The sequence below is a fragment of the Pedobacter sp. AC379 genome (assembly GCF_979258145.1).
This window is the reverse complement of record NZ_OZ409839.1, coordinates 4421192-4432546: the sequence shown is the minus strand read 5'-3', so window position 1 is coordinate 4432546 and position 11355 is coordinate 4421192. Positions and strand designations below refer to the sequence as shown.

Annotated in this window: 8 protein-coding genes and 1 other RNA gene; 5 read left to right on the top strand and 4 right to left on the bottom strand. The window is 37.3% G+C overall.

Annotation, left to right across the window (positions count from 1 at the left end; all coding sequences use genetic code 11):
• Window positions 1–114 precede the first annotated feature (114 nt).
• The 3 genes from ACZZZW_RS19380 (at window position 115) to ssrA (ending at window position 2762) form a co-directional block, all read left to right on the top strand.
• Entirely contained in the window at window positions 115–1140 is a 1026-nt protein-coding gene (locus ACZZZW_RS19380; RefSeq protein WP_463495938.1) for an MBL fold metallo-hydrolase, read from the top strand.
• A 147-nt stretch (window positions 1141–1287) separates the two neighbouring features.
• Window positions 1288–2079 (top strand): hypothetical protein, encoded by a 792-nt coding sequence (locus ACZZZW_RS19375; protein WP_463495937.1) that lies wholly within the window; start codon window positions 1288–1290, stop codon window positions 2077–2079.
• A gap of 317 nt (window positions 2080–2396) precedes the next feature.
• Window positions 2397–2762: a transfer-messenger RNA gene (gene ssrA / locus ACZZZW_RS19370) on the top strand.
• 267 nt (window positions 2763–3029) lie between these two features.
• Here ssrA and ACZZZW_RS19365 read toward each other — a convergent pair.
• Together ACZZZW_RS19365 and ACZZZW_RS19360 are read right to left on the bottom strand one after the other, a co-directional pair.
• The gene (locus ACZZZW_RS19365; RefSeq protein ID WP_055907046.1) at window positions 3030–4229 is read right to left on the bottom strand and encodes a pyridoxal phosphate-dependent aminotransferase; all 1200 of its coding nucleotides are present in this window, start codon (window positions 4227–4229) and stop codon (window positions 3030–3032) included.
• A 62-nt stretch (window positions 4230–4291) separates the two neighbouring features.
• Complete coding sequence (locus ACZZZW_RS19360) at window positions 4292–4684, bottom strand: DUF1573 domain-containing protein (protein ID WP_055907329.1); 393 nt, start codon at window positions 4682–4684, stop codon at window positions 4292–4294.
• A gap of 171 nt (window positions 4685–4855) precedes the next feature.
• On the opposite strand from ACZZZW_RS19360, the gene ACZZZW_RS19355 reads away from it, so the two are divergent.
• On the top strand, window positions 4856–7276 hold the full coding sequence (locus tag ACZZZW_RS19355; RefSeq protein ID WP_463495934.1) for an alpha-ketoacid dehydrogenase subunit alpha/beta: 2421 nt from the start codon (window positions 4856–4858) through the stop codon (window positions 7274–7276).
• Between the two features lie 251 nt (window positions 7277–7527).
• Window positions 7528–9864: a tetratricopeptide repeat-containing sensor histidine kinase gene (locus ACZZZW_RS19350; protein ID WP_463495932.1), complete on the top strand. Its 2337-nt coding sequence runs from the start codon at window positions 7528–7530 to the stop codon at window positions 9862–9864.
• Here ACZZZW_RS19350 and ACZZZW_RS19345 read toward each other — a convergent pair whose 3' ends face one another.
• Both ACZZZW_RS19345 and ACZZZW_RS19340 read right to left on the bottom strand, forming a co-directional pair.
• Complete coding sequence (locus tag ACZZZW_RS19345) at window positions 9865–10620, bottom strand: LytR/AlgR family response regulator transcription factor (protein ID WP_463495930.1); 756 nt, start codon at window positions 10618–10620, stop codon at window positions 9865–9867.
• A 129-nt stretch (window positions 10621–10749) separates the two neighbouring features.
• Window positions 10750–11355, bottom strand: a complete 606-nt coding sequence (locus ACZZZW_RS19340) for a DUF1684 domain-containing protein (protein WP_463495929.1) — start codon at window positions 11353–11355, stop codon at window positions 10750–10752.

The following is an 11355-nucleotide window of genomic DNA, read 5'->3' as shown; positions in this document are numbered from 1 at the left end:
AACCTGAATGAACAGTTGGATAATTATAAGTTTCAGTCAAAGTGATTGCTTAACTATTGGTAATACTGATATTCTGAGTTTTTGAATTAATAACGCAATCGGTTAACAGCCAGTATGTTTGAAATTTTCTTATGTTTTGTTTCAATTGGTCTTATGAAAAAATTCATTTTATTAATTTCGCTGTTGGGTTTTTATTTTGTGTCGCCAGCGCAGACGCCGCACCACGTCAATAATTTAAAAATTACTATTCTCAGTACTATGCTGGCCCAGGAGGGTGTTGGCGACTGGGGCTTCGGTGCACTGATCGAATGCGATAGCAGCCGGATACTGTTTGATACTGGTGGACGTGAATTTGTGGTGCGTGATAATGCCAGGGAGCTTCACATAGACCTGTCAGGAATTCATACTGTTGTGTTAAGCCACGGTCATCCCGACCACACTGCAGGTTGGCTTCCGCTGCGCCAAGGCATCATGAAAATCAACAAAAATGCTTTAGCGCTAACCTATGTTGCCCCAGGGTTTTTTAACCCGGTAATACTTGGCTCAGGTGGGAAATATGATTTAAGATCAGATTCAGTAGCTTACAGAGCCACTTGCGGGAAGATTGAAACGATAAGTACCTGGAAGGAAATTTTACCTGGCATCTATTTAACAGGTAAAGATGTGCCACGCATTTATCCGGAAAAAAATTATCCAGCGATGTTAAAGCGTCAGATACCCTCCGGAGAAGTCGTAAAGGATACGATCCCCGAAGACATGTCAATGGTGATCTCCACTACCCAAGGATTGGTACTCCTCACCGGCTGCGGGCATAGTGGTACTGTGAACCTGCTTGAAGCGGTTAAAAAGCATTTTCCGGGTCAACGGATTTACGCCGCTATCGGTGGGTTTCATCTTTTGGCCGCAACCGACCAGCAGGTCGACTGGACTGCTAATGCCTTAAAAAATGCCGGCGTCCGATATTTCATGGGTGCCCATTGTACCGGCATCCAGCCGGTACAGCAGATCATGTCGATTGCCGGCCTTAAACGCAACGAGTGTATAGTAGGATCTGTCGGCGCTACCTTCGATCCCGCTATTGGTTTTGTTGCAGGACAGCTCACTATGGGGCTTGACAAAAATTCTTATTTTAAAAAATAAATATTGCTGCATGCAGTTGGAGATTTCGCCAGCAGCGATCATAGCATTTCGGAATGCAAACAATCTGTTTGTGCTTGGTGTTAATCGTATATCATTAACCTTTGTTGCAAATTTCCTTATCTGGGTAAATTATATTTTAATTTTAAAATGGATCGCGCTAAAAAAATTCTTCCTTTTGCCAATGGATTTACTCTGGTCATTACGATATTGGTCAATTACCTTTCCAATGCAGGGCTGCTGAATGGTAATAGTATGAAAACGGTCTCTGATAGATATTTTAATTATTTTACGCCTGCAGGATATGCATTTTCAATATGGGGCATTATTTATCTCGGGCTATTGGGTTTTGTTTTTTATACCGGGGTGAATGGTAGAAGGGATCCGGTCAGATCTGATATTTTGTCCAAGATCAGCTGGTGGTTTGTTCTATCCTGTTTGTTAAATTGCTTTTGGGTAGTGTCCTGGTTGTATGATTATACTGGTATTTCGGTTATGATTATGGCCATTCTTCTTTTTTGCCTGCTAAAGATTGTCGTCAATACCCGTATGGAACTGGATGCTCATCCTTTGAAAGAATATCTTTTCATATACTGGCCGTTTGCAATGTATTCTGGGTGGATTACTGTAGCTTTTATAGCCAATATTTCTGCTTATCTGACCAAGATAGGATGGGAAGGTTGGGGCATTTCTGATGTGAACTGGGCAATTACGATGATCTGCGTAGCTGGCCTTATTAATGTTGTTATGGTTTATACAAGAAACCTGCGCGAGTTTGCAGTGGTTGGGATCTGGGCATTACTGGCTATATCTGTTTCAAACAATACCGATCCTACCGGAAAAAGTATTGTTTATGCCTGTTACGCTGTGAGTTTTATTATCCTTGCATTTGTTGTCCATAGCGGTCTGAAAAACCGAAAACATTCAATTCAAAGTATGTAGTAAGTGTTAAATAGGTTTTTAATTTATTACTTATTCGTCCTAACAGTATTGTTATCTTGAACACACAAAATGGTGATTATCTTTTCGCTGCAGATATGATCGACATCAGGCGTAACAATTGGATAAAATGAGAATTTTACAAGGCGTTTAATAACGTAGAAAAAAACAATAAATAATGTCGGGATTGACATTATATTAGGTTTGCAGGTTACTGAAATTTAAGGTTTGTTTATATGATACAGCTATTATTTGGCATTTAATTTGTATATTTGCAGTTCGGTTTGCAAACTGGTTACTCAAAACTGCAAACTAAAAATGGGGCCGTTCTTGGATTTGACGGGGTGGCGGAGGTTATGTTAGCATGCAGTGCGTTGTTCGGAGAGCACTTAAAGTGAACGATCACATTTTAGTTGGCGAAAATACTTACGCCTTAGCTGCTTAGTTTAGAACTAACTAGCTTTTGTCCCTCTAACTGCTGCATTGTTGGGTTAGAATCCGGGGCATCGAAACAACAAAGCTGGCTTTAAGGAGATACGACTTAAAGTGAGATAAAGTATCTAAGGATTTAAATAAGGTCGGTTTTCAGCCCGTTTATTTCCCGAAAATCAATTGAAAAATAAGCATGTAGAAGGTATAATTTATCTCACAACTGGACAAGGGTTCGACTCCCTTCGGCTCCACTGGAAGCAGTAACAAAATTCACAAAAAAAACAAAAAAAGCCTGCAAATCGTTGATTTGCAGGCTTTTTTGTAAATTCTTTATGGAGTCAGGTGCGCTGAACTTATACTATCACCTCTTTACTTTTATTTAAGGTTAGTTTTTTTAATGCTATTTTTCCTGATAACTGCTTGTTTAAACGCATCCCTCTCCATACCCAACATAAAGATGATTGTAACAAATAATTGGATCTAATATTTGGCATCTAAAACTGTGAACTGCAAACTGCAAACTATACTTGTCTGCCCGGATATTGCTGCAAAGCTACTTCCAAACAATCCATCGCAGCATTTAAATCATTAATATTTAATACGTATGCCATACGTACCTCGTTTTTGCCAGAGCCTGGTGTAGAGTAAAACCCTGTAGCAGGTGCCATCATTACCGTTTGGTTATCATGACTAAAATCTTCTAAAATCCACTGACAGAACTTATCCGCATCGTCAATCGGAAATTTAGCCACAACATAAAATGCACCACCCGGATTCGGACAAAATACTCCATCAATATTGTTTAATCTGCCAACCAAAGTATCGCGGCGTAAAGTATATTCAGTATTTACCTTTTCAAAATAACTATCTGGTGTATCTACAGCAGCAGCTCCTGCAATCTGTTCTACCATACCCGGACTCAACCTGGCCTGTGCAAATTTTAAACCTGAGGCAATAACTTCTTTGTTTTTAGTAATTAAACAGCCTAAACGAGCACCACATGCACTGTAACGTTTAGAAACCGTATCCATAATAACAACATTTTCATCCAAACCATCCAAATGCATTGGAGAAATAAATGCTCTGCCATCGTAACAGAATTCACGATAAGCTTCATCTGAGAATAAAAACAGGTCGTATTTAATACAAAGCGTTTTTAAAGCCTCTAATTCTTCTCTTGAGTATAAATAACCAGTCGGGTTATTGGGGTTACAGATAATTATAGCTTTGGTTTTTTCAGTAATCAGTTTTTCAAACTCAGCAATAGGAGGCAAGGCAAAACCATTTTCGATATACGATAGGATCGGTTTCACCACCACATTGCTCATACATGCAAAACCATTATAGTTGGCGTAAAAAGGTTCTGGAATAATAATTTCATCCCCCTCGTTTACGCAGGTTTGCATGGCAATGGTTATCGCTTCAGAACCACCCACGGTTACCAATATATTTTCTGGCGTAATATTATAGCCTAATTTATTGTAGTATTCGGTAAGTTTTAAACGGTAAGCAAGAGTACCTTCTGATGGTGTATAGGCCCAAACATTAAAATCAATGTTTTTAATGGCATTTAACATTCCTTCAGGGGTTTCTATATCTGGTTGACCAATGTTTAAATGATAAACCTTTTTACCATCTTTTTTAGCTTGATCTGCAAAGGGAGTTAATTTTCTGATCGGCGATGCAGGCATCTGCACCCCTTTTTGTGAAATTTTTGGCATGGCACAAAAATAAAAAAGTCCCGATGAAAATCGGGACTTTTTAAATATTATCGATTAAAAAATTACTTTGATGCTGCGGCAACAGTTTCGCCTTTAATATAAAGCACTTTTATAGGTGTTTTAGCATTTGAAGTGATGGTTACAGCTTTTGAAAATGTAGATGGACCAGCAGCAGCATTAAATGTTACTGAAATTACACCTGTTTCACCTTTTTTTAGTGGTGTAGAAGTATATTTAGGTACAGTACATCCACAGCTTGCTTCAGCTTTGGTAATAATTAATGGCTCTTCGCCAACATTGGTGTATTTAAAATCGTAAGTAACTGGTTTGTTTAAAACAATTTTACCGAAATCGTGCGTTTCAGCTTCAAATTTAAATTCAGCAGGTTTAGCTTGTGCATTTGCAGCAATACCAAAACCTAAAACAAAAGCGAATAATACTAAGATCTTTTTCATGTTATGTGGTTGTAATTTATTTTTAAATTCCTAAAACAAATTTAATGTTTTCAGATTAAAACAAAAACTATTCCAATTATTATTTTGCAAATCGATATATAATTTTACAATCGAGGTTAAAGGCAAACTTTTAATTTTGTATATATTTGCCGCAACCAATCTTTGATTACTATGCCGAATGAAAAATTGATGACCAACCCTATTGATGCTTCTGAATTAAGTTTTGATGATTTTAAATCAATTGTTATAAACGACTATAAAACAGCTTATGAAAGTAGGCAGGCGAGTGTTTTAGGTCGTAGAGAAGTATTGACAGGCAAGGCTAAGTTTGGCATTTTTGGAGATGGTAAAGAGGTTCCGCAGGTTGCCATGGCCAAAGCTTTTAAAAACGGCGATTGGCGTTCGGGTTATTATCGAGATCAAACTTTTGCTTTCGCAACAGGCATTTCCACTATAAAAGAATTTTTTGCACAACTTTATGCAAATCCCACCAATGGGGCCGATCCTTTTTCTGGTGGCAGGCAGATGAACTGTCACTTTGCTACCAAATCAATTAATGAAGATGGCAGTTGGAACGATTTAACACAGATAAAAAACTGTTCATCAGATATTTCGCCAACCGGAGGGCAAATGGCGCGCCTGTTGGGTTTAGCTTATGCATCTAAACTGTTCAGACAAAATCGAGAACTCGACTATTTAAAACATTTTTCTGTTAATGGTAATGAAGTTGCTTTTGGTACCATCGGCAATGCATCTACATCAGAAGGAGTATTTTTTGAAGCCATTAATGCAGCAGGGGTTTTGCAGATTCCGATGGCTATCTCCATTTGGGACGATGCTTATGGAATCTCCGTTCCGGCAAAATACCAAACCACCAAAGAAGATATTTCTGAAGTTTTAAAAGGTTTTCAACGCGAGCCAGAACAACCTGGATACGAAATCTATAAAGTAAAAGGCTGGGATTATCCCGCGTTATGCGAAGTGTATGAAAAAGCAATAAATGTTTGCAGAACCGAACACGTACCGGTTTTAATCCACGTAACCGAACTCACTCAACCTCAAGGGCATTCTACTTCCGGTTCTCATGAGCGTTATAAATCGAAAGATCGTTTAACCTGGGAAACTGAACACGATTGTATTTTGAAAATGCGTGAATGGATGCTCGATTCTGCAATTGCTACAGAAGAAGAAATAGCAGAAATAGAGAAAGAAGCTAAAATATTTGTTCGTAATGCCCAAAAAGAAGCCTGGAATGAGTTTTTAGATAGCATTAAGCCAGAGCATAAGCAAGTTGTTGACCTGATCAGTGGGGTGGCTAAACATCAGCCCGAGCTGGCAAAAATCGCTGCCAATTTAGCTTCAATTGCAGATGCACAACGCAGAGAGGTTTTTGTTGCTGCACGCAAGGCGATCCGGTTATCAGTTAATAACAGCTCAGCAGAGCGTGATGAATTGTTAAACTGGTACAAAAACCAGGAAAAATTTAATTACGACAGGTACAATTCAAAACTACATACCGATGGTAAGGAAAGTCCTGCAAAAATTGCGGTTGTAGATCCAATTTATGATGACCTGTCTAAAATGGTCGATGGCAGGGAAGTACTTAACGCCTGTTTTAACGAAAATTTTGCCCGCGATCAGCGTTTGGTTGCTTTTGGTGAAGATTTAGGCAATATTGGTGATGTGAATCAGGGTTTTGCGGGTTTACAGGCCAAATATGGCGAATTAAGAATTACCGATACCGGGATTAGAGAAATGACCATTATGGGGCAGGGAATAGGCCTTGCAATGCGTGGTTTAAAACCCATTGCCGAAATACAGTACCTTGATTATTTAATATTTGCATTAAATGTGCTGAGTGATGATTTAGCCTCACTTTCTTACCGTACAAAAGGCATTCAAAAAGCACCCGTTATTGTGCGTACACGCGGCCACCGGTTAGAAGGTATCTGGCATTCCGGCTCGCCAATCAGTATGTTATTGGGTTCATTAAGAGGTTTACACCTATGTGTGCCCAGAAATATGACACAGGCTGCTGGAATTTACAATACCCTTTTTAGGGCTGATGAACCTGCTGTAGTAATCGAATGTTTAAATGGTTACCGTTTAAAAGAAAAATTACCTACAAACGTGGGAGAATTTACTGTTCCTTTAGGTAAAGCCGAAGTTTTGGAAGAAGGAAGCGATATTACCGTAGTTTCTTATGGTTCTTCGTTAAGAATAGTTCAGGAGGCAGCAGAAGAATTAAGTCTTTTGGGTATTTCTGTAGAAATTATAGATCCACAAACCCTTTTACCTTTCGATATAAACCATGTTTGTGTAAGTTCACTTTCAAAAACCAATAAATTACTGATTGTAGATGAAGATGTTCCTGGAGGCGCATCTGCATATATCTTACAAAAGATTTTAGAGGAACAAAAAGGATATTTCCACCTGGATGGGCAGCCAAAAACATTATCGGCAAAAGCACACCGTCCGCCGTTCGGTTCTGATGGTGATTATTTTAGTAAACCATCTGTAGATGACGTGATTGAAACCATTTATCAAATGATGCATGATGCGAATCCGGCAAAATACCCTGCAATATTTTAACTTTTGAACTAAATAGCGGTCAATATGATTCCATCTGATTGCTATCTTCGATTCATAAAATCTTGTAGTCACATTAAGACAAAAATAATTGTTTTTTATAAATAAGGTAAAAATCCGGTTACTTAGTAATCGAATTTTTATATACTTTTATAAATCATAACATTTTTTTTATCTCAGTATGTTTTATATCATCCCAATTGTGAAACACTGTAATTATTTAGGCTTTTTGCATGCATTTTCCAAGAGTAAAAATGATTAGTTTTTACTGGGAAATGAAGCAGTATTGTGTTAATAAACAGATTAATTACACGCTCCGTATTTTTAAAACCGGTATTGTAATTTCGTTGTTTTTATTGCTTTGCAACGCTGGTTTTGCACAAATGAGTGCACCGCAGAAAAGACTAGACAGCCTTTTAAGTTTAAATCAAAAAAATACAAAATCTGATTCTACTAAGATAAAAATATTGACTGAGGTTTACCGTCAGTACATGAGGATGCGGAATATTGATAAATCTGAAGAATATTTAGATAAGACGATCCAGCTTGCCCATGAAAAGAACCTAAAGAAATTTTCTGCAATAGCCTTTTACCGTAGGGCACTGATGTACCATGGCCGTTCTGATTACCAGAAGGCAGAAGAAAACTACCTTAATGCAGTTGCTGAATTTGCTTCAATAGGTAATCAGGATATGGAAGCCGGAACCTATCTTAACCTTGGAGCGCTTTACGGTAGTATTCCGGATTATGTTAAATCGCTGGATGTAAATCAAAAAGCAATTGCGATTTATGAGAAAATGGGCAATGAAACCGACATGGCCAGTTGTTATACCAATATTTCTACCATATATCAAAATTTGGGCAATCAGAGTCAGGCTTTAGTGTACATGAAAATGGCATTAAAGGTTTTCCTCAAAGATGGTGAAAACACCAGGGGAGTGGCTGTGGTGTATGAATTAATAGGTTCCAACTATTTCGAAGCCTCAGATAAGGAGCTGATGGAAATGAATGTGTTGCCTAAACAGAAGGTTAAATTGGCTTTGGAGCATTATAATAAATCGCTTAAGGTAGCAGAGGCCATTAATGATATCGGGCTTGTGGCTACAGTGAAACGCGATCTTGCTGATATTTACAGTGCTATTGGCGATAATGATGCCGCATTACTTTCTTACCAAAAATCGGTTGAATTAAATAAAACCAGGGATGATAAGGAATCCTATGCTTCCAGTTTATATGCACTGGGTAATTTTTATCAAAAACAAAATGACCTCGATAATGCCTTGATCCTGCTTAAAAACAGTTTAAAAATAGCCGAAGACAATAGGTTTCTGGAAATTGAAAAGCAATCCAGTTTATGCTTAAGTGCCGTTTATGAAAAGCAGAAAGATTACAATAAATCGTTGGCTTATTACAAGCAGTATATTGTATTAAGGGATAAAATTTTTGACCAGGAAAAAGAAAAAGAAATCACCAGAAGGCAAATGCAGATTGATTTTGGCGTAAAAGAACGCGATTATTTAATGAAGCAAAAACTTACGGAAGGAGAGTTAAAAAGACAACAGCAAGAGCTTATTCTGCGTAGGCAACAGTTGGCCTTAAGTGATAAAGAAAACGCCTTAGATTTATTAACGTTCCAAAAAGCAAAAGCCGATCTTGATATTCAGCGTTTGGCACAGGAAGGGAGATTTGCAAATGCTAAATTTCAGGCACAAATTGCGGCAAGTGTAAAAGATAAACAGATTAGCAAACAGGAGCAACAAATTAAATTTGATTGGCGCGTAAAAATATTTCTTACCATTGCCGCTACACTAATTTTAATAATAGCCGTGGTTATTTTTTTTAACCAGAGAAAAACAACCAGGTTAAATAAGATTATCAATAACCAAAAACGTGAACTGGAGCAGTTAAGTAAGGTTAAAGACCGTATTTTTAGTGTGGTAAGTCATGATATGCGTACGCCGGTAAATTCACTGATCTCCTTTATGCAATTGTTGGAAGGTGGTAATATTGAGCAGGAAAAGTTAAACCGTTATGCCGCTTCTCTTAAAAATAACCTCACCTATACCTCTACAATGATGGAGAATCTGCTCAATTGGGCGGCAAGTCAAATGCAGGGTTTCAATCCATATTTAGAGTCGCTTGATATACATTATTTGGTAGCTGAGGTGATTATTTCCTTACAGGATGTGGCCAGTCAGAAGCATTTAAACATCAATAACCTGGTACCCGAGAAAAGCATTTGTAAAGCAGATGAAAATATGCTTAGCCTGGTGCTGCGCAATTTAATCAGCAATGCAATTAAATTTACGCCCAATGGTGGTTTGATTGAAATTACTGCAGCCGGATTGGAAAATTATATGGAGCTAAAAATCTCTGATAATGGCATTGGTTTAACACAGGTGCAGGTAAACCATTTTAATAAACCCGGTTACCTTGGTGCTGGAGTGAGTACTTTGGGTACCAATAAAGAAAAAGGCACCGGTTTAGGTTTACTGCTCTGCCGAACTTTTATCGGTTTAATGGATGGCAAAATCAGTGCTGATGTTAATCCTTCAGGTGGTAGCTACTTTAAAATTATATTGAAGAAATAATTATTTTAAAAACCTGGATAAGATTTTTTTATCGATAGATTTCTCAAGCAATTCCTGACGGTTGGATGCACTGATGGGTACAAGGAAATTGTGCTCTAAATGCACCTCGTGGTTAGTTAACGTAGTAATATGGTTGATGTTGATAATGTACTGCTTGTGTACCCTTGAAAATATTTTGGCTGGCAATTGTTTTTCAAGGTTTTTCAAACTAACCAAAATAATATGCTTGTCGGAACTTGTAAATAGTTTAGAAAAATCGCCCATACTTTCAATGTAAATCACTTGATCGTATCTTAATTTGGTAATGCCTTTGGTTTCTCTAAAAAAGAAGTGGTCGCCACCTTCCTCATTGGTAGAATTGTCATCATAGGTTTTTTCTTTTCCTACGAGTTTTTTCAATTCGAGGTATTCAATAGCTTTATTGGTTGCCTTTAAAATGCGCTCAAAAGTTGCAGGTTTAACAATGAAATCTAATGCATCAAGATTGAAACTTTCTGCTGCATATTCGCTAAATGAGGTAATAAATATAAATAAAGGCTGTTGCTTAAGGCTTTTTAATAAATCCATACCAGATAGTTCGGGCATATCAATATCAGAATAAACAATATCAACGGTATTGGTTGATAAAATTTGTGAAGCCTCGATACCATTATTACATACTGCTATAATGTTTAATGATGGGATTTTTTTAAGATGCATTTCAATTGCATCTCTTTCTATTTCGTTATCATCAACGATTAAGCAGCTATAGGTCATTTAGGGATAGGTTATTTTAATTTTAGTGAACAACAAAAAATTATACTTAATGTTTCTAATTTACACTAAAATGTAGATTATAATACATGTCAGGTATCAATTTTTTGATTAAATTATTATACACTTTTATTAGCGGTGTTTCTTTTCGCCAGTGTATAATTTTTCGCCAGCTTTTATCGCCAATTGAAGATCGTTCTCTTCTGGTGGCACGGGGCAGCGGTAGCCATCGCTGTAGGCGCAATAAGGATTATAGGCTTTGTTAAAGTCCAATTCAATCTGGTTATCTTTAATATCTTTGGCATCCAGATCAATATATCTGCCACCTCCATAAGTTTCTTTATTATTGGTTTCGTCGGTAAATGGAAGAAAAAGATGGTCTTTATAAATCGGATTGGTTGATAGCGAAACACTTCTATACAATGTCATTTGCATATTAACACCGTTTAAACTGAAATTTACATGTGCAAACCTGAAATAATCGCTACTTGTTCCATTAAAAGTTGGCATTTTAAACACTTTTTCATTTTTAAGTATTTCTACTTCAGCCAATACCTTATAGGTGCTGTCTGCATCAAAAAAGTGTAGGTTCTGCAGGTCTTTCTTTTTAAGCGGAGAATTGTTATCCTTTATAAAATCTGCCTTGTAAGCTTCGCGGTGCTGGGCAATCTGCTCAGTATAGGTTTGGGCAAAAGTATTTATACTCACCAGCAGAAATAATATGGTAATGATTCTCAT